Raw genomic sequence first — 19,264 nt, 5'->3', positions numbered from 1 at the left:
GAGTCTCCTTTACATAATAGAATAGGGATGAAGTTCAAGTACTTTCTTTTGTGTTCCACGCGGTATAGCAGTGACACCTGTTCTTGAAATTTCTTTGATGCCATATGGACGGAGCAGTTCGATAAGTGCATCGATTTTTTCACTGTCTCCCGTAACTTCAAGCGTCACATTTTCAAGGGAAACGTCCAGCACTGTTGCTCTAAAAGGTTCAATCAGCATTTTGATCTCACTCCTTGTGTCAGGAGTAGTCAACACTTTAATGAGTGCTAATTCCCTTGAGACAAGCGCCATATTGGTTAAATCTCGTACTTTTAAAATATTGATTTGCTTATGGAGCTGTTTAACGAGCTGTTCAGCTTTTCGGTCATCTTCTACCCAAACGGTAAGAGTCACTTTTGAGACAGCTGGGTCTTCTGTATGCCCTACTGTAATGTTTTCAATGTTAAATTGGCGTTTTGTCAGCAACCCGGTTAAACGGTTCAACACACCGCTTTCGTTTAATACGGTTGCCGAAATGATGCGTCTCATCCTCTCACTCCAATCATTTCATGAAGTCCTTTTCCTGGTGCAATCATCGGATACACATTCTCGTCTGCCGAAACGACACAATCGAGAACAAAAGGTTTCTTTGACGCAAGAGCAGCAGTCAGAGCTTCTCTTACTTCATCTTCATTTACAGCAAGTTTCCCATCAATACCGTAAGCAGAAGCTAGCTTTACAAAGTCGGGCTGAATATCAAGAAGAGAATGAGAGAATCGTTTTTCGTAAAATATTTCCTGCCACTGTCTAACCATCCCGAGCGATTTGTTATTGACAATCACAACGATTACAGGCAGCCCCCAATCTTGAAGTACACCAAGTTCTTGAAGTGTCATCTGAAAGCCGCCGTCACCAACAACTGCGATAACAGGAAGTTCAGGTCTTCCTACTTTTGCCCCGATTGCTGCTGGAAAGCCGAAGCCCATGGTCCCTAAACCACCTGATGTGATCCATCTGTTAGGATCTGAAAACCTATAATATTGTGCCGCCCACATTTGGTGCTGCCCTACATCTGTAGCAACGATTGCTCCTCCTTGTGTAACTTCGTGAAGAATTTGCATTAATTTCTGTGGTTTCAGTTCAGAATCATTTGTTTTATAGGTTAGCGGGTACTCACTCTTAAATTGCGAAAGCTGTATTACCCAATCGTTATAGTCTCCTTGTTCAGCTGCAATCTGATTTAGCGCTGACAGTGTTTCTTTTGCACAACCTACAATCGGAATCTCAGTCGGAACATTCTTTCCGATTTCAGCTGGATCAATATCGATATGTGCAATCAATGCTTTTTTGGCAAAATGATCAAGATTTCCTGTTAACCTATCATCAAATCTAGCACCTACACCTATTAAAAGATCACAATCGTAAAGCGCCATATTTGCGGCATATGTGCCATGCATACCAGCCATCCCTAAACACAGTGGATGTTCTGCAGCAAAGCCTCCCAACCCTAAAAGTGTTTGAGCAACTGGAATCTGATGATATTCAGCGAATGCTACTAACTCTTTTTCTGCTTTTGCTGCCAAAACCCCAGCTCCTGTTAAAAGAACAGGTTTTTTGGCTTGCAGCAGTGCTTCATTTAACCTCTTAACTTGAAGGATATTAGGCTTTAAGGTCGGCTGGTATCCTGGGAGATGTATCCCATGATCTTCTTTTACTTCAGTTGTTTTTACCGCAACATCTTTCGGTATGTCGATTAATACAGGACCTTTCCTTCCTGTATTTGCAATGTGAAAAGCTTCCTTCATGATCCTTGGTAAGTCTTCCGCTCGTTGAACTTGATAATTGTGCTTTGTGATCGGCATCGTAATCCCGACAATATCAGCTTCTTGAAAAGCGTCAGTACCAATTACGTTCGTTGCTACCTGACCTGTGAAGATAACAAGTGGAATCGAATCAATCATGGCGTCAGCGATACCTGTGACTAAGTTGGTAGCACCTGGCCCTGAAGTAGCAAGGACAACTCCTGGTTTTCCTGTTACTCGCGCGTATCCTTGAGCTGCATGAATAGCCCCTTGTTCATGTCTTGTTAGTACGTGCTTCATTTCAGCTTTGTATAGTGCATCGTAGATCGGTAATACTGCACCGCCCGGATAACCAAACAAGACCTCTACGTCTTCATTCTGCAATCCTTGTATAAATAGTTCAGCACCAGAGACTAAGGAAGTATCAACTGAATTTTTTTCAGCCACCCAACTGGCCTTCATTTTCATTCCTCCTTTTACTTCGAACCTTTATTTAATAAAAAAAAACTTCTCCACCCAAATGAACAGGTTAATCCTATCCAAAGGGGTGAAAAAGTTTATTTTTTCCACGGTACCACCCTTTTTTCACGGTACTTGTTCTTATTGCATACAAGGACCGCCTTAAGACGGACGAGCCGTCATTTGATAACAAGCGATAAAAAATGGAGTATCGCTTGGCCCTTCCTACTAAAATTCTTTCAAAAGGGCACTCAGGAGGGATGTCCTGGTATTAGGAATAACCGGTTCACAGCAACCACCGGCTCTCTGTGTATTCCACATCTACCATTGTTCTCCGTCATCGTTTTATAGTATTAAATTTTTAAGATTCCTCCAGTGTTAGCAGATGTTACGAGTGCGGCATACCGAGCTAAATAGCCTTTCTTGATCTTCGGCTCAGGTTTTACCCAGTTTCCTTTTCGTTCGATCCAATCTTCTTCAGTCAACAAGACTTGAATCGTTCTATTTACTAGATTGATTAGAATCGGATCTCCATTATTTACAAAAGCGATTGGTCCGCCTTGAGCAGCTTCAGGTGATATATGGCCGATTGAGATACCTCTTGAAGCTCCAGAAAATCTGCCGTCTGTTATTAACGCTACCTTAGTGCTTAACCCTCTACCCGCTATCGCTGATGTAGGAGAAAGCATCTCTGGCATTCCCGGGCCACCCTTTGGTCCTTCATATCGAATGACCACGACATGCCCTTCCCTAACTTCTCCTTTATTGATACCTTGGATCGCCTCTTCTTGTGATTCATAGACGATCGCCTCACCTTGAAATGTTTTTATGGAAGGATCAACTGCTCCCACCTTGATGACACAGCCATCTGGCGCAACGTTTCCGTAAAGAATAGATAAGCCGCCAACTGGTGAATAAGCGTTTTCTTTTCTCCGGATAACATCGTCATCTAAAATTTCAGCGTGACGCACTCGTTCCTCTAGCGTTTTTCTCGAAATCGTTAATCGATCGTTATGAATAGCACCTTCCATTTTACAAAGTTCATTGATGATAGCGCTGACACCACCAGCTCTATGAACATCCTGCATGGAATAATCTGAAGCTGGACTAATCTTTGAGAGATAGGGAATTCTTTCTGCAATTTCATTGATTCGCGACAAGTCATAATCAATCTCAGCTTCATTTGCTATCGCAAGCATATGGAGAACAGTGTTAGTTGAGCCACCCATCGCCATATCTAATGCAAAAGCGTCATCAATAGCTTCTTTTGTGATAATATCTCTAGGTTTAATGTCGTTTTTCACAAGATCCATAAGTGATACGGCAGCTTCTTTATACAATGCTTTTCTATCATCTGATGTAGCTACGAGCGTACCGTTACCTGGTAATGTAATTCCTAACATCTCCATAATGGAATTCATGCTGTTAGCGGTAAACATACCAGAGCATGATCCGCAAGTCGGACAGGCACTCGTCTCAAGTTCCAATAGTTCTTCGCGAGTCATCTTTCCAGCAAGGTGAGATCCAACCCCTTCGAAGACCGAGGCAAGAGAAAGCGATTTTCCTGCCATTGATTTACCAGCTTCCATCGGACCGCCTGAAACAAATACGGCTGGTACATTCGTTCGAACAGCCGCCATCAGCATACCAGGTGTGATTTTATCGCAGTTTGGTATATAAAACACACCGTCAAACCAGTGGGCATTAATTACGGTTTCTGCAGCGTCTGCAATGACTTCTCTGCTCGGAAGCGAATACCTCATTCCAATATGCCCCATCGCAATACCGTCATCTACCCCGATCGTATTAAATTCAAAAGGTATTCCGCCTGCTTCTCTAATGGCTTCTTTTACCCACTCACCAACTTTGTTGAGATGCATATGCCCCGGAATAATATCAACATAGGAATTACAAACACCGATAAATGGTTTATCCATATCCTCTGGTGCAACTCCCGCTGCGTGGAGAAGACTTCTGTGCGGGGCTCTATCGATTCCTTGTTTGATCATATTACTGCGCATATCTGTAACACTCCTATACTTCTTTTATCCCGCTTGAACGGATTGATTTGAATAAACTTTCACACCTTCTTCAACTACTTTTTTTCTAAAGGATTCTAAAAGTTTGTTTGTATGCTCACCTGGAGCACCGTTTCCGATAACTCTGCCATCCACTTTTACAACTGCGATAACTTCAGCAGCCGTACCAGTTAAGAAAACTTCATCTGCTACATAAACATCGTGTCTCGTAAAAGGTTCTTCCACCATGTTGTAGCCCTGGTCGCGTGCAATCTCGACAATCGCGTTTCGCGTGATTCCTTCTAGAGCTCCTAAGTAACCTGGAGGCGTCTTAATGGTATTGCCTTTTATAATAAATACATTGTCAGCTGAACCTTCCGCCACATAGCCTTGATCGTTTAGCATAAGCGCTTCACTAACACCTGCAAGACTCGCTTCGATCTTGACTAAAATATTGTTTAAGTAATTTAATGATTTTACTTTAGGACTTAATACATCCGGACGATTTCTTCTGCTTGCCACCGTGATGATTTCTAAGCCAGTCTCATAAAGTTTCTTAGGGAAAAGAGCAAGCTGCTCTGCAATTACGATGACACCCGGCTGGCCGCAAGAGAAAGGATCCAGTCCTAAATTTCCTTTTCCTCGTGAGATAACTAAACGAATATAAGCATCACGATATTCATTTTTCTGGAGCGTTTCGACAATGATGTCTGTTAACTCTTCTTTAGTGTGTGGAATTTTAAGCATAATGGATTGAGCCGATTCGTATAAACGTTGAAGATGTTCGTCTAAACGATATACATTGCCGTTGTAAACACGAATACCTTCAAACACCCCATCTCCATATAAAAATCCATGATCATAAACTGAGACTTTGGCGTCTTCCTTTAATACGTACTCACCATTAACGTAAACCCATTGCTCCTGCATCGTGATCCTCCTTTTCTTTACATTTCAAATTATTAGAATTTTTTAAAAATAAGTTAATAATTGTTGACAATATTACGCCCATATTCCGTAAGGGTCAACCATGAATTTAAAGTTTTTTTATTATATTCTGACTTTTCTGTTATTTTGTATACGCTTACATTCCCATGGACATAAGGATAGTGAGTCATATAAAAACGTATTGTAAACATTTATGAAGCGCTTACAATTAGTGTGATAAAAAAAAGAGCCTTACACGATCATTGTTGTTTTTGAAATTAGTTGATGAAGAAATTTTCACTAAACTGTCTATAGAATTCAACAAAAAAACTCAAACAAAAAACACACCTTCCGTCCTTTAATAGAGGACATCAGGTGTGTCGATAATTGTTGTATGTATGTATTATGGCGTCCCAGGAGAGATTCGAACTCCCGACCGTACGCTTAGAAGGCGTATGCTCTATCCGGCTGAGCTACTGGGACATATGTATTGGAGCCCATTCCGCATAGCAATGCGCTTTCCGCATTACCATGCGCTGCGGGCACACAGTGATTTGTTCCACCTGTCGACCGTGGATACAAATATGTTTTTATAACATGCATTTTAAATGTAAGATCTGTAAACTTTAGATGTAACTTTTCATGTGCCATTTGAACGTGAGAAAAACAAATGGAGCGGGTGATGAGAATCGAACTCACGACCAGAGCTTGGAAGGCTCTTGTTTTACCACTAAACTACACCCGCAGACAATTTAGATCTTGTCGCGACGACATAACTAAATATACATGATATCCAAAAAAGAGTCAACCATTTTCTTAAACTTTTTTATTTTTATTATTTATCTTTTCCCCAAAGGTTTTACATAACTGATCTATACGTATACCATCTAATGAATAAAAACTTACTGAAACCATTCCTTCTTCAATCTCAAGGACTGCATATGTCTTTTCAAATGTCCCTCTTGGCAGTCTTATACTTCCTGGGTTGATGAAAATCATCCCTTCACGTTCAAAGGCTTCAGCAACATGTGAGTGTCCAAAACAAGCTATCTTTGCCCCAGTTTCTTCGGCTCGATAAGCAAGAGAAAGGTATGACATCTTCACATCGTACAAATGACCGTGTGTTATATATATACATGTTTGTCCTAACAGTTCAATCGCTTCATTGGGGAAATCATCGCCTAAATAATCCATATTTCCTTTTACCGTTACAAATCCAGACAGTTCTTCTGCATTTGTCGATAATTCGGAATCACCGCAATGTATCATTAAGTCAACTTCACCGTCAAAACGCTTCTTTAACGTTACTAATTCATCTGTTAAACCATGACTATCACTAACGATTAAGGCTTTTCCCATAGCAGATCCTCCTCATTGATCAGGTTCTTTAGTTTCATTAGGGCAACAGCTCTGTGGCTTATTTTATTTTTTTCTTCTTTCGCAAGTTCGGCCATAGAACGATTTAATTCAGGAACAAAGAAGATAGGGTCGTACCCAAATCCTTGAGATCCTCTTTTTTCTCTCAAAATTTCACCTTCACATTCACCTTTTACAACGATGGTCTTTTTATTCGGCCTTGCGAAAGCCAACGCACATACAAATCGAGCACTTCTTTGTGTTTCAGGTACGTTTTGAAGTTCAGCTAAAACTTTGTTCATATTATCTTCATCACTTTTCTGCAGCCCTGCATATCTTGCGGAATAAACGCCAGGCTTTCCTTCCAAAGCATCGATCTCTAAGCCTGAGTCATCAGCTATCACGGGTATGTTCATCTGTTGAGAAATCGTTTCCGCTTTTAAGATAGCATTTTCTTCAAACGTCGTTCCTGTTTCTTCGACATCAGGACTTCCTTCAATATCTGATAAAGAGAGGATCTCACACCCAAGATTCTCAAACATGGATTGAAATTCCTTTACTTTTCCTTTGTTTTTTGTAGCGATTAAGATCTTCATTATGTAAACCTCCGTTTTGTAAAAGTCCTTTATGTAAAACTTTGTCTTTATTGGTAGTAGTTGACTTCTGTTCCAGATACTCGCTTTCCGCGGGGCAGGCGGTGAGCCACATTTGTTCGTTTCACTCTTAAGTGTCTCACCTGCCCGCCTGTCCCGCAGGAGTCTCGCATCTTACACTCCATTCAACCGTCAAAGAAGAAAAGAAAAATAAGGAGTGAAAGCACAAACTTTTTTAAAAAACCTTTCCAAAAGTTTGCTGCAATAGGTGCCATTTGAAAGGCGTGTCACTGGTCATAAGAGAATAAAAGCCCCTCGCTACTATCTCTCTCGCTTGCAGACAATGTAGCTCACAGCACATCCCAGATAGAGACAACAAGAACTAAATCAAGTTGATTGGAGTGTAAGGCGCGAGACTCCTGCGGGACGAGTGATCAGGTGAGACCCTTAAAGGTGCAAAGCGGCAAGGGGCTCACCGGTCGCCCCGCGGAAAGGGAGCGCCTGAAATGGAAATCAACTACTTACAAGGACAACAAAGTTCATTAAAAAAGAGACGATTCCCTCGTCTCTTTACTGTATCACAACCTATTTGATTTTAAAATTCACCTGTATTTACTTCTTTTGGTCTTGAAACCGGTGCTGTAAGTTCCTTGCCTTTTTCATTAAAGATTTTCGATTTACCATCTACTTTAATCGCTACTTTCTTTACTTCTGAAAGTTCAGTTAAAGAAAGAACGATAGAATTCAATACTTCATCCGCAATCATGCTCTCTTCTTTGTTATCTAGCAAAGCGCCGTTAAAGTTTAGTGTAACTACACCATCTTTAACTACAGGTGTACTCAATAGCTTCACATCTGTTCTAAAGTCTGTAAGAAGGCTGCTTTCTGCAGACGGGCCATCGATCAAATGTTTGATCGTTGCGGTAACTTTATCTGTTCCTTCCTTTGCTACTCGGCGTGTTACCGGAACATAATACGTCTGGTCTTGAGTCTGAGCTAAGAAATAAAGAGTTACCAGTTCGCTATTTGTAATATCAGCAACGCTGCCATTCTCGAGGTTAATCCCGTCTACTCTGCTTACACCGTCACCAACAGGGGTATTGTTTACAGGCATTGAATTTTGGTTCTTTCCATCGATTTGAATTTTTACCTTTTTAATATTATCGAACTGAGTAAGTGTAAATGTAATAGCTTGGAGAATTTTCATTTCATCTGTAGCATTATATTCAGTAAATTCTTTAGAGAAGTTCGCAGTCGCTGTCCCCTTTTTAATGTTTACAGATAGAACCTCTGTATCTGCGGGTAATACTGCTTGAAATCCATTAGGCAGAATATTGCTTACAGGACCATCTTTAACAAGATACTGCAAGACTTGCTTTGCTGTTTCATCATTTTTTGGAAGAGCCAAGACTTGCGGCACAACCATTCCATTGCTGTCGAATAAAAACAACTGTCTTTTTTGCGTTTGTTCAGCGCTTGCCGCTTTATCTTTCTTGCCAAGCGACTGCCCTTCCTTCACATAGTTCACTTTTGGGGGATCAAGCTCGTTTCCTGCTTTCTCTCCCCCAATTCCGCAACCCGATACCAGTAAAGACACTGACAACAAAAGCAACGGAGCCCCTGATTTCATCATTTTGCGCATACTTTCCCTCCTCAAGTGGTTGTACTATTATGTATACGAGCCATATTGTTCTGTTAGACCACTTGTACAAAAAATAAAAAGAGCAGAACCTTTAATAATGGATTCTGCTCTCTTTTGCATCTTATAATGAAACGCACTCTACTTTTTCAATTTTACGGTCAAGCCAATGGTTTGCGATTTGAAGAAAATGACTGCTTTCTGCTGTAGCTATGAATCGGTGGTTAGGTCTCGCATCTTTTGTATTCAAAAGGCTACTATGATCGAGGATGACAGAAACCTCACGTGCTGTTTCTGCACCAGAACAAATCAGCTTAATATGCTCTCCCATCACCTGCTGAATTACTGGTCGTAATAGCGGGTAATGTGTACAGCCGAGTATTAAGGTATCAATGGAAACATCTTTTAATGGATAAAGAGTTTCTGAGACAACGTTGAGTGTTTCTTCACCTGATAGTTTGCCTTGTTCCACTAAAGGTACGAATAGTGGACAAGCTAAACTTTCAACAATAACATCGTTGCGAATCTGCTTAAGAGCCTGCTTGTATGCACCACTATTAATAGTACCCACAGTCCCTATTACGCCCACATGATTGTTTCGAGTTGCTTTTAAAGCAGAACGAGCGCCTGGATGTATGACCCCGAGAACAGGGATATTTAGCTCTTTCTTGGCTTCTTCTAATACGGCAGCCGTTGCTGTATTACATGCTATAACTAGCATTTTTATTTCCTGTTTTAACAGATAGTTAATCATTTCCCATGTATACGCCCTAACCTCTTCAAATGGTCTTGGACCGTACGGACACCTTTTTGTATCCCCTAAATAAATAATTTCTTCTTTTGGGAGCTGCTTCATGATCTCTCTTGCTACCGTTAAGCCTCCCACTCCAGAATCAATGACTCCGATCGGTCTGTTCAAAAACATCGCCTCATCTCTATATACCATACTGGCGTTAATCATTGTTTTCTATTTTGCTAATAATTTTATGAAATTGCAATAACAATCGTTAAATAATTATTTTTGTGGCTAAGATAAATCGAAAAATCCGGTTGTATAGCTTAGCGTGCGTAACAATTCAATGTATCTTATTAAAAAGGTTTTCGTATACATGATGTTTTTGTTAGTAGTTGATTTCCGCTCCAGGTTGCTCGCTTTCCACGGGGCGAACGGTGAGCCTCCTGCCGCTTTGCGCCATTAGGAGTCTCCACCTGCGAACTCGTCCCGTAGGACAAGGAAGGCTCCGGCAGCGAGACATCGCACGAAGAAAAATTGAAGTTTATTTTTCGAGGAGTCGGCAACCTTACGCTACAACCAACTTGCAAAAGAAGAGAGTAGAGCTATAAGCTAAAACTACCTAGAAGCCTTTAAAAACAAATTGTAGCAACAGACTTTCTTTTCAATCTCTTGATCACAAACACTCACTATTTCAACCCCAAGTTGATCATCTAGCAAGGCATTGATGAAGAAGCGCTCACTTCAGTAGGAATTACTTGTGTAGACGGATAAGCGCGTATACTTACTATAAATAACTGTATTTAAAAAGTCTCACCGCACGCCAAACGGAAGACAAAGCAACTGTAACGGAAATCAACTCTTACAAGAACATATTTGCAAATGATTAACCTAAAGAAAAGGACTATGGAATCTCCCCATAGTCCCTTTTCTTATTTAGAAGTTTTCTTCTGCAAATTTAACGACATCTTCCATCGTTTCCATTTGTAAAATTTGATCGATGTGCGAGCTGATCTTTTCTTTAGATAAACCTAAGATCTGACTGCGTGCTGGTAATACAGAAGTGGCACTCATTGAAAATTCATCGAGCCCTAATCCTAACAGAATAGGAATCGCGATTGGATCTCCGGCCATCTCACCGCACATTCCAGCCCATTTACCTTCTTTATGAGCCGCGTCGATAACCATTTTTACAAGTCTCAAAATAGCAGGGTTGTATGGCTGATACAGATAAGATACCTGTTCATTCATACGGTCCGCCGCCATCGTGTATTGAATCAAATCGTTCGTACCGATGCTGAAAAAGTCTACTTCTTTAGCAAATGTGTCAGCCATCACAGCAGTTGATGGAATCTCAACCATGATACCAACTTCGATCGAATCAGAAACTTCAATTCCTTCTGCGACGAGTTTTTCTTTTTCTTCTGTTAAGATTCCTTTAGCTGCACGGAATTCTCCAAGTGTCGCGATCATAGGGAACATAATTTTCAAGTTTCCATAACGGCTAGCTCGAAGAAGTGCTCTAAGCTGTGTACGGAAAATATCCTGTTCTTCTAAGCAAAGACGAATCGCGCGGAATCCAAGGAAAGGGTTCAATTCTTTTGGAAGATTTAGATAAGGAAGCTCTTTGTCACCACCGATATCAAGCGTACGGATAACAACAGGTTTTCCTTCCATTTTCTCTAGAACTTCACTATAAGCTTTGAACTGCTCTTCTTCTGTAGGTAGCTGGTCACGGCCCATGTACAAGAATTCTGTACGGTATAATCCTACACCTTCAGCTCCGTTTTCCAATACACCTTTAACATCTGCAGGTGTACCAATATTTGCAGCAAGTTCTACTTGAACGGAATCGCTTGAGAATGTTTTTTCATTCACTAGCTTTGCCCATTCCTCTTTTTGCTTTTGATATTGTTTTTGTTTTTCTTCGTAAGTAGCAATTTCATCTTCAGAAGGGTTTACAATAACATGTCCATCTAAACCATCGATGATTATCATTACACCGTTTTCAACTTTTTCAGTAATCGTTTTAGTCCCAACTACTGCAGGAATTTCCATCGAACGAGACATAATCGCAGAGTGAGAAGTTCTCCCTCCGATGTCTGTTGCAAAACCTTTAACGAAATTACGGTTTAATTGAGCAGTATCAGAAGGTGTCAAATCTTCAGCAAGAATGACAACTTCTTCAGAAATACTTGCAGGTGTAGTAAAAGTTACATTTAACAAGTGTGCTAAAACGCGCTTTGAAACGTCACGGATATCTGCTGCACGTTCTTTCATATATTCGTTATCCATTGATTCGAACATATTAATGAACATAGATGACACATCGTCCATAGCTGCTTCAGCATTCACTTTTTCATTTTCAATCTTTTGTTTTACAGCATCAACTAGTTCTGGATCGCTTAATACTAGAAGATGGGCAGCAAAAATAGCTGCCTTATCTTCACCTAGTTCTTTGTTCGCTTTTTCTTTAATAACAGAAAGTTCTTCTTTTGAGACAGAAAGCGCCGAATCAAAACGCTCGATTTCACTCGCTGAATCTGTAATAGATTTTCTTTCAATCTTTAATTCAGGGTTTTGAAGAACGAACGCTTTTGCGATTGCGATGCCGGCTGATGCTGCAATACCTGAAATTTTTTCAGACATTACTCACCAAGCCCTTCCTTTTTCATAACATCTTCTAATGCTGAAATTGCTTCTTCTGCATCTGAGCCTTCTGCTTTAATCACGATTGTAGATCCTTGTTGGATTCCAAGGCTCATAACACCCATGATTGATTTTAAGTTTACGCTTTTTCCGTTGTAATCAAGTGTAATATCTGAGCTGAATTGACCTGCTTGGTTAACTAATGTTGTTGCTGGACGTGCGTGAATTCCTGATTCGCTAGTTACTTTGAATGTTTTTTCTGCCATGATAATTACCCCTTTATTTTTTAAATGTAATAATATTTTCTTCTTCAATAGCAACAGTTCCTGTTTTTTCGACGGAAACCGTTTCACCCGATAAGTTCGTAAACACGATTGGCGTTATGATAGATGGAGCATTTTCCTTAACAAAGTTCAGATCGACCTTTAAGATTTTCTGGCCAGCTTTCACTTTGTCACCTTCAGAAACAAAGCTCTCAAATCCTTCACCTTTAAGTTTGACTGTGTCTATACCAAAGTGAATTAAGATTTCTTTACCTGAGTCTGACTCAATACCAATGGCATGTTTAGTCGGGAAGATATTGATTATCTTACCATTAACCGGTGAAACCACCAAGCCTTCTGCTGGCTCAATTGCAAATCCGTCACCCATCATTTTCCCTGAGAATACTTGATCTGGAACTTCTGTGATCGGAAGTATTTTCCCTTTAATCGGTGAAACGAAACGATCATCAGTAGAAATTGAAGATGTTGGATTAACAGCTTCCGTTTCTTTCGTATCGACAACTTTTCCTTGTTCAGGCGTCTTCTCGATATTTTTCGGCTTGGCTACTGTCTTACCATTAATAATATCTTGAATTTCACTCTTAATCGTATCAGAACGTGTTCCGAAAATTGCTTGGATGTTGTTGCCCATTTCAAGAACACCGGAAGCTCCAAGTTTTTTTAAGCGATCTTTGTCAACTTCCTTAGGATCTTTAACAGAAACCCTTAGTCGTGTGATACATGCATCAAGGTTAGATATATTGGATTCTCCGCCAAGGCCTTCTAAAATATTCGCTGCAAGAGAATCTTTATTGGACGCACTAACATTCGTTTCAACTTCATCATCAACGATCTCTCGTCCTGGTGTCTTCAAGTTCCATTTACGAATTGCAAAACGGAAACCGAAATAGTAAATAACAGCAAAGACTAGACCTACAGGAATAACGAGCCACCAATCTGTACGGTTAGGAAGAACCCCGAACAGCAAGTAGTCAATTACACCACCTGAGAAAGTCATCCCTATTTTAACATTTAACAAGTGCATGACCATAAAAGAAAGTCCTGCAAAAATAGCATGAATTCCAAAAAGTACTGGAGCAACAAATAAGAACGTAAACTCAAGTGGTTCAGTAATCCCTGTTAAGAAGGATGTTAGAGCTGCTGAACCCATGATACCTGCTACTACTTTCTTGTGCTCAGGACGTGCTTCGTGATACATAGCAAGTGCCGCGGCCGGAAGTCCAAACATCATGAACGGGAACTTACCTGTCATGAATGTACCAGCCGTTAACTCAACGTTATCTTTTAACTGTGCAAAGAAGATTGCTTGGTCACCGCGCACTAGTCCTTCAGCAGCGGATTTGTAAGAGCCGAATTCGAACCAAAACGGTGAATAGAAAATGTGATGCAAACCGAATGGGATCAATGATCTTTCGATTACTCCAAAAATAAAGGCTGCAACCGTTAAGTTTGAATTGATCATACTTTCAGAGAACGTATTAAGTCCATGCTGAACTGGAGGCCAGATGAACGTCATTACGATACCAAGTGCTAAAGCAGATACAGCAGTAATGATTGGAACAAAACGTTTACCAGCAAAGAACCCTAAGTATTGAGGAAGTTCAATATTGTAAAAACGCTTGTATAGATATGAAGCCAAAATACCAACGATGATACCTCCAAACACACCTGTTTGAAGCGTTGGGATACCTAGTACGTTCGCAAAAGAAGGATCTTTTCCGATCATATCAGGTGTAACCCCTTCAATAACACTCATCGTCACGTTCATAATTAAGTATCCGATGATCGCAGCTAATCCAGCTACACCTTCACCGCCAGCAAGTCCAACGGCAACACCTACTGCAAATAGCAAGGATAGATTGGCAAAGACAATATCACCAGATTTCTCCATTACATCTGCAACAAGCTGAAACCATGAAGCATCTAATGCTGGTATTACTTTAATCAATGCTGGGTTCTTGAACGCATTACCAAAGGCAAGCAACAAACCTGCAGCTGGCAGAATTGCTACCGGCAGCATAAGTGCTTTACCTACGCGCTGTAAAACACCAAAAAGTTTTTTCCACATAGGAAGTCCTCCTTTTATTATGATAACCCTTCCATTTACTTCCGCATAAAACAAAAAAAGACATAAATAAGAAACATGAGCAAACTTGTCTAATCAGATATTAATATATCCTAATTAGATGACTGCTACACTTTTGTTTCTTACTTATGCCTGATCGAATCAGTAACACGTAAAAACGATGTATGGTATATTCATTTACTTATTACAGTTTGCCTTAATTGTCATAACGCGAAAGCCTTTGCAAATGCATGGTTAAATAAACAGCTTCTGCATGTGGCACGGGTTTGTTTAAGGTGTTTTGCATCACCTTTATTAACTTCCAAGCCAAATTGTAGCATATCGGATATTCTTCTTTCAACACTTTTGCTAACTTTTCTTGTTCTTCCATAATATCACCCATAGATATCCGCTCTATCGCATGACGCAAATGACGAACAAGCCGCAAATAATTGATGCTTTTTGTATCAATCGTCAAGTCTAATGAATGCTGAACCATCTGCATCAGTGTATTAATCAATTGAGAATGTTTTTTAATATCCGTCACACTTTTATTCGTAATTGCACTATGAATATGGAGTGCAACAAATCCAATCTCCCCTTCAGGAAGGTGAATGCAAAGAGACTTGTTAATGATCTCAATAACTTCTTCTGCAACCGTATATTCTTTAGGGTATAGTGTTTGAGTCTCGGTGAGAAATGGATTTTTTATATCCAGACCTTGCTCCAATCGTTTAATGGCAAATGTGATATGATCTGTTAAAGCTACATGAATATGTTCATTCAAGTCATTCTCAAATCTTGCTCTTATATGAACGATAACATCATTAATCAATTCAACAATTTTTTCATCTATATGATTCAAAAGAGTCTTATATTGTTCCTGCTCGTTTTCATCTTTTAAAACAAACAGCTTGTCCACTTGATCAGGCAGAATCGGTTCGCCTTGCTTTTTTCCAAAGCCGATCCCTTTTCCAATTACGATTCGTTCTTCGCTCGAAGAATCAGTGACAATTACCACATTATTGTTAAGTACTTTTTTTACTTGGAGGTTTTTGTTCATGAATTTTCACCTTTTTCATTTAGGTCCATAAACCATTAACATCATAACCTTCATCATAGCTGAAAAAGGACAGAAAAATCAATTACACTTTTTGCCTGCAAGGAAAACTGGGCAGATAAATTCTCTGCAGCTTCTTTAAACAGCAACAAAGCATACGAAAACAGCTTCATAAAATTCCGCATACTTTCTTCATGCAAACTGAAAACGGCTTTCGCTTGAAAGCCGCTTTCTGACTAAATCTCGAGTTCTCCAAGCCTCAATAACTCTACAACGGCTTGAGAGCGTCCTTTAACCCCAAGCTTTTGCATGGTATTCGAAATATGGTTTCGAACTGTTTTCTCACTAATGAACAGCTGTTCTGCAATCTCTTTTGTAGTCTTATCTTGGACCAATAGTTCGAAAACTTCTCTCTCTCTTTTTGTAAGTAGAGGCTTCGGTCGGTAGTGTTTATCTTTCAATGAATTCACCCCTCCTTGCTAGGGTTTAGGAACCGCCAACGAATATTGGAAGTATTTAGTCAACATATAGTATGTAAAAAGGCAGATGTGAGTGACTTGGTTCAATCAAAAAGATGAATAATATTAAACATATACAATAAAAAAAGCCCATTTTTTAAACACGGGCTTTGTCAGAAAAATTATTCAATTGTTGTTTTAGCTCTTCATTCCACTTGGAAGGACGTCCACTTTGCCTTGAAATCTGTACGATTGCACCTCTTCCTGTAAAGACTGGAGTTTGTTTCTCGTTTACACCTAAGTAATGAATGTCGATTGAAGAAGAACCCACTTCATTTATTTTTACATATACTTTTAATCTTTCGTCATACATGATCTGAGCAAGGTAATCACATTGTAAATCTGCAACTACCGGGATTTCTGCAGAATTTGGGGCTCCCCAGTCAGTCATTAATCCTAACTCTTTAAACATTGCAATTCTAGCTTCTTCCATATAAGTAAAGATATTTGTATTATTTACGTGACCAAATCCATCAATCTCACCAAAACGGACTTGCAGTTCGTGAAAAAAAGAAAATCCATTCTGCCACTCATCCATGTTTGATATGTAATCTTGTCTAGCCATCCTTTACCGCCTCTCTTATATAGAAAATCTTCGTATAAACCAATCGTACTTAAAAAGCTTCTCCCTAATGAGAGAAGCTCTGTTTAAACTTTTAACGATCGCTTCCAAAGAAGTTTTTAAATGCTTGGAAACTTGTATCACGATTTAGTGCTGCAATCGATGTTGTCAAAGGAATACCTTTTGGACATGACTGTACGCAGTTTTGAGAGTTACCGCAAGAAGCAAGTCCTCCGTCATCCATGATCGCATTCAAACGTTCTTCTTTGTTCATTTCACCTGTTGGATGTGCATTGAACAGACGAACTTGTGATAATGGTGCAGGACCGATAAAGTCTGACTTTGAGTTAACGTTTGGACATGCCTCTAAACATACTCCGCAAGTCATACATTTTGATAGCTCATATGCCCATTGGCGTTTCGTTTCAGGCATACGAGGACCAGGTCCAAGATCGTACGTACCGTCAATTGGAATCCAGGCTTTAACTCGCTTAAGCGCATCGAACATTCTGCTTCTGTCGATTGCCAAGTCACGGACAACCGGGAAAGTTTTCATTGGCTCAAGACGAATCGGCTGTTCTAATTGATCAACTAGAGCCGTACATGATTGTCTAGGCTTTCCGTTGATCACCATTGAACAAGCACCACAAACTTCTTCTAAACATCCCATCTCCCACGTTACGGGAGTCGTAGCTTCCCCTTTTGAATTTACTGGGTTTCTACGAATTTCCATAAGAGCAGATATTACATTCATATTCGGACGATGAGGAATCTCAAACTCTTCTAAATATGGGGCAGTTTCTGGGTTATCCTGTCTAGAGATAATGAATTTCACCATTTTTGTGCTCATACTTACACCCCTGCCTTCTTCTTAGAATAGTCACGTTTACGTGGCTGGATAAGCGAAACGTCTACTTCTTCATATTCAAAATCTGGTCCGTTTGTCGCAGGATTGAATTTCGCTTTTGTTGTTTTTAACCATTGCTCGTCATTACGTTCAGGGAAGTCAGGCTTATAATGTGCGCCACGGCTCTCATCACGGTTAAGCGCTCCAAGAGTAATAACACGAGCAAGCTGCAGCATGTGCCAAAGCTGACGAGTAAACGACGCACCCTGGTTGCTCCACTTAGACGTATCGTTAATATTGATGTTCTTGTAACGCTGCATCAACTCTTGAATTTTTTCATCCGTTTGCTTTAACTTATCGTTGTAGCGAACGACTGTTACATTGTCCGTCATCCATTCACCTAGCTCTTTATGGATCACGTATGCATTTTCAGTTCCATCCATAGAAAGGATATTGTTGTATACTTCTTGATCTTTCTTCACTTGGTTGTCAAATACAGAAGAAGAAACATCTTCAACCGTTTTTTCCAATCCTTTAATATACTTAACAGCAGATGGACCTGCCACCATACCTCCGAAAATAGCAGAAAGCAATGAGTTTGCTCCTAATCTATTAGCACCGTGGAACTGATACTCACATTCACCAGCGGCAAAAAGACCCGGAATGTTTGTCATTTGATCATAATCTACCCACATGCCACCCATTGAATAGTGAACAGCTGGGAAGATTTTCATTGGAACTTTACGTGGGTCATCACCCATGAACTTCTCATAGATCTCAATGATCCCGCCAAGCTTAATATCTAATTCCTTAGGATCTTTGTGAGAAAGATCAAGGTATACCATGTTTTCGCCATTAATTCCTAACTTTAGATCTACACAAACGTGGAAGATTTCACGAGTTGCAATATCACGAGGAACAAGGTTACCGTAAGCTGGATATTTCTCTTCAAGGAAGTACCAAGGCTTCCCATCTTTATATGTCCAAACACGTCCACCTTCACCACGTGCTGACTCACTCATTAGACGGAGCTTGTCATCACCAGGAATAGCAGTTGGGTGAATTTGAATAAACTCACCATTTGCGTAATAAACACCTTGCTGATAAAGAGAAGATGCAGCGCCACCTGTGTTAATGACAGAGTTTGTTGACTTACCAAAGATAATACCAGGGCCACCAGTTGCCATAATAACAGCATCAGCAGGAAAACTTACGATCTCCATCGTTTTTAAGTTTTGAGCCGTAATTCCGCGGCATTGGCCTTCGTCATCAATGATTGCAGATAAGAATTCCCAGCCTTCATACTTCGTTACAAGACCCGCAACTTCATGACGTCGAACTTGCTCATCAAGTGCATATAATAATTGCTGACCTGTTGTAGCACCTGCAAATGCTGTACGGTGATGCTGAGTGCCACCGAAACGACGGAAATCAAGCAATCCTTCAGGCGTTCTGTTGAACATAACACCCATACGGTCCATTAAGTGGATGATTCCTGGTGCCGCATCACACATTGCTTTTACAGGCGGCTGGTTTGCTAAGAAGTCTCCTCCGTAAACAGAGTCATCAAAATGCTCCCACGGTGAATCTCCTTCACCTTTTGTATTTACAGCACCGTTTATACCACCTTGAGCACAAACAGAATGCGAACGTTTTACTGGAACTACTGAGAAGAGGTCAACATTAACACCAGCTTCAGCTGCTTTAATTGTAGCCATTAATCCGGCGAGACCTCCGCCAACAACAATAATTTTTTGATTACTCAATTTGTCT

Annotated in this window: 17 protein-coding genes, 2 tRNA genes and 1 other annotated feature; all 19 genes read right to left on the bottom strand. The window is 40.2% G+C overall.

Annotation, left to right across the window (positions count from 1 at the left end; all coding sequences use genetic code 11):
- Window positions 1-9: 9 nt before the first annotated feature.
- Complete coding sequence (gene ilvN, locus P8610_RS01230) at window positions 10-528, bottom strand: acetolactate synthase small subunit (protein ID WP_066243502.1); 519 nt, start codon at window positions 526-528, stop codon at window positions 10-12.
- Window positions 525-2,243 carry a biosynthetic-type acetolactate synthase large subunit gene (gene ilvB / locus P8610_RS01225; protein ID WP_394602810.1) on the bottom strand — a complete coding sequence of 573 codons (1,719 nt, stop codon included), beginning with the start codon at window positions 2,241-2,243 and terminating at the stop codon, window positions 525-527. Before ilvB ends, ilvN begins: the two co-directional genes overlap by 4 nt.
- A 78-nt stretch (window positions 2,244-2,321) precedes the next feature.
- Window positions 2,322-2,590, bottom strand: a binding site (T-box leader).
- A 3-nt stretch (window positions 2,591-2,593) separates the two neighbouring features.
- Window positions 2,594-4,261 (bottom strand): dihydroxy-acid dehydratase, encoded by a 1,668-nt coding sequence (gene ilvD / locus P8610_RS01220; RefSeq protein WP_394602809.1) that lies wholly within the window; start codon window positions 4,259-4,261, stop codon window positions 2,594-2,596.
- Window positions 4,262-4,285: 24 nt separating this feature from the next.
- Window positions 4,286-5,188 (bottom strand): branched-chain-amino-acid transaminase, encoded by a 903-nt coding sequence (ilvE, locus tag P8610_RS01215; RefSeq protein ID WP_289494931.1) that lies wholly within the window; start codon window positions 5,186-5,188, stop codon window positions 4,286-4,288.
- A gap of 403 nt (window positions 5,189-5,591) precedes the next feature.
- Window positions 5,592-5,668 (bottom strand) — tRNA-Arg (locus P8610_RS01210).
- A 188-nt stretch (window positions 5,669-5,856) separates the two neighbouring features.
- Window positions 5,857-5,930, bottom strand: a tRNA-Gly gene (locus tag P8610_RS01205).
- 71 nt (window positions 5,931-6,001) lie between these two features.
- On the bottom strand, window positions 6,002-6,544 hold the full coding sequence (locus P8610_RS01200) for a metallophosphoesterase family protein (RefSeq protein WP_394602808.1): 543 nt from the start codon (window positions 6,542-6,544) through the stop codon (window positions 6,002-6,004).
- Window positions 6,529-7,140 carry an XTP/dITP diphosphatase gene (locus P8610_RS01195; RefSeq protein ID WP_394603090.1) on the bottom strand — a complete coding sequence of 204 codons (612 nt, stop codon included), beginning with the start codon at window positions 7,138-7,140 and terminating at the stop codon, window positions 6,529-6,531. The genes P8610_RS01200 and P8610_RS01195 overlap by 16 nt, the downstream gene beginning before the upstream one ends.
- A gap of 44 nt (window positions 7,141-7,184) precedes the next feature.
- Window positions 7,185-7,307 (bottom strand): hypothetical protein, encoded by a 123-nt coding sequence (locus P8610_RS01190; RefSeq protein ID WP_394602807.1) that lies wholly within the window; start codon window positions 7,305-7,307, stop codon window positions 7,185-7,187.
- Window positions 7,308-7,729: 422 nt separating this feature from the next.
- A complete protein-coding gene (locus P8610_RS01185; RefSeq protein WP_289494928.1) occupies window positions 7,730-8,776 on the bottom strand; it encodes a GerMN domain-containing protein in 1,047 nt (348 codons plus the stop codon).
- A 121-nt stretch (window positions 8,777-8,897) separates the two neighbouring features.
- Complete coding sequence (racE, locus tag P8610_RS01180; protein WP_394602806.1) at window positions 8,898-9,692, bottom strand: glutamate racemase; 795 nt, start codon at window positions 9,690-9,692, stop codon at window positions 8,898-8,900.
- A gap of 750 nt (window positions 9,693-10,442) precedes the next feature.
- Window positions 10,443-12,155, bottom strand: a complete 1,713-nt coding sequence (gene ptsP, locus P8610_RS01175; RefSeq protein ID WP_394602805.1) for a phosphoenolpyruvate--protein phosphotransferase — start codon at window positions 12,153-12,155, stop codon at window positions 10,443-10,445.
- Complete coding sequence (locus P8610_RS01170; RefSeq protein ID WP_394602804.1) at window positions 12,155-12,421, bottom strand: phosphocarrier protein HPr; 267 nt, start codon at window positions 12,419-12,421, stop codon at window positions 12,155-12,157. The genes ptsP and P8610_RS01170 overlap by 1 nt, the downstream gene beginning before the upstream one ends.
- Window positions 12,422-12,434: 13 nt before the next feature.
- Window positions 12,435-14,507: a glucose-specific PTS transporter subunit IIBC gene (ptsG, locus tag P8610_RS01165; RefSeq protein ID WP_394602803.1), complete on the bottom strand. Its 2,073-nt coding sequence runs from the start codon at window positions 14,505-14,507 to the stop codon at window positions 12,435-12,437.
- 214 nt (window positions 14,508-14,721) lie between these two features.
- On the bottom strand, window positions 14,722-15,567 hold the full coding sequence (glcT, locus tag P8610_RS01160; RefSeq protein ID WP_394602802.1) for a glucose PTS transporter transcription antiterminator GlcT: 846 nt from the start codon (window positions 15,565-15,567) through the stop codon (window positions 14,722-14,724).
- 233 nt (window positions 15,568-15,800) lie between these two features.
- Window positions 15,801-16,025 carry a helix-turn-helix domain-containing protein gene (locus P8610_RS01155; RefSeq protein ID WP_066243534.1) on the bottom strand — a complete coding sequence of 75 codons (225 nt, stop codon included), beginning with the start codon at window positions 16,023-16,025 and terminating at the stop codon, window positions 15,801-15,803.
- Between the two features lie 154 nt (window positions 16,026-16,179).
- On the bottom strand, window positions 16,180-16,647 hold the full coding sequence (locus P8610_RS01150) for an acyl-CoA thioesterase (RefSeq protein WP_394602801.1): 468 nt from the start codon (window positions 16,645-16,647) through the stop codon (window positions 16,180-16,182).
- A gap of 91 nt (window positions 16,648-16,738) precedes the next feature.
- Window positions 16,739-17,494 carry a succinate dehydrogenase iron-sulfur subunit gene (sdhB, locus tag P8610_RS01145; protein ID WP_066243540.1) on the bottom strand — a complete coding sequence of 252 codons (756 nt, stop codon included), beginning with the start codon at window positions 17,492-17,494 and terminating at the stop codon, window positions 16,739-16,741.
- 2 nt (window positions 17,495-17,496) lie between these two features.
- On the bottom strand, window positions 17,497-19,257 hold the full coding sequence (gene sdhA, locus P8610_RS01140; protein WP_289494921.1) for a succinate dehydrogenase flavoprotein subunit: 1,761 nt from the start codon (window positions 19,255-19,257) through the stop codon (window positions 17,497-17,499).
- Window positions 19,258-19,264: the final 7 nt, after the last annotated feature.

The organism is Fictibacillus sp. UD (genome assembly GCF_043558025.1).
Lineage (GTDB): Bacteria > Bacillota > Bacilli > Bacillales > Fictibacillaceae > Fictibacillus.
This window is presented reverse-complemented; position numbering and strand designations above follow the sequence as displayed.

Bases quoted from the DNA above. Each gene is read 5' to 3' on its own strand.
- ilvN (WP_066243502.1), bottom strand. From the start codon at position 528: ATGAGACGCATCATTTCGGCAACCGTATTAAACGAAAGCGGTGTGTTG.
- ilvB (WP_394602810.1), bottom strand. From the start codon at position 2,243: ATGAAGGCCAGTTGGGTGGCTGAAAAAAATTCAGTTGATACTTCCTTA.
- ilvD (WP_394602809.1), bottom strand. From the start codon at position 4,261: ATGCGCAGTAATATGATCAAACAAGGAATCGATAGAGCCCCGCACAGA.
- ilvE (WP_289494931.1), bottom strand. From the start codon at position 5,188: ATGCAGGAGCAATGGGTTTACGTTAATGGTGAGTACGTATTAAAGGAA.
- P8610_RS01200 (WP_394602808.1), bottom strand. From the start codon at position 6,544: ATGGGAAAAGCCTTAATCGTTAGTGATAGTCATGGTTTAACAGATGAA.
- P8610_RS01190 (WP_394602807.1), bottom strand. From the start codon at position 7,307: ATGCGAGACTCCTGCGGGACAGGCGGGCAGGTGAGACACTTAAGAGTG.
- P8610_RS01185 (WP_289494928.1), bottom strand. From the start codon at position 8,776: ATGCGCAAAATGATGAAATCAGGGGCTCCGTTGCTTTTGTTGTCAGTG.
- ptsP (WP_394602805.1), bottom strand. From the start codon at position 12,155: ATGTCTGAAAAAATTTCAGGTATTGCAGCATCAGCCGGCATCGCAATC.
- P8610_RS01170 (WP_394602804.1), bottom strand. From the start codon at position 12,421: ATGGCAGAAAAAACATTCAAAGTAACTAGCGAATCAGGAATTCACGCA.
- ptsG (WP_394602803.1), bottom strand. From the start codon at position 14,507: ATGTGGAAAAAACTTTTTGGTGTTTTACAGCGCGTAGGTAAAGCACTT.
- glcT (WP_394602802.1), bottom strand. From the start codon at position 15,567: ATGAACAAAAACCTCCAAGTAAAAAAAGTACTTAACAATAATGTGGTA.
- P8610_RS01150 (WP_394602801.1), bottom strand. From the start codon at position 16,647: ATGGCTAGACAAGATTACATATCAAACATGGATGAGTGGCAGAATGGA.
- sdhB (WP_066243540.1), bottom strand. From the start codon at position 17,494: ATGAGCACAAAAATGGTGAAATTCATTATCTCTAGACAGGATAACCCA.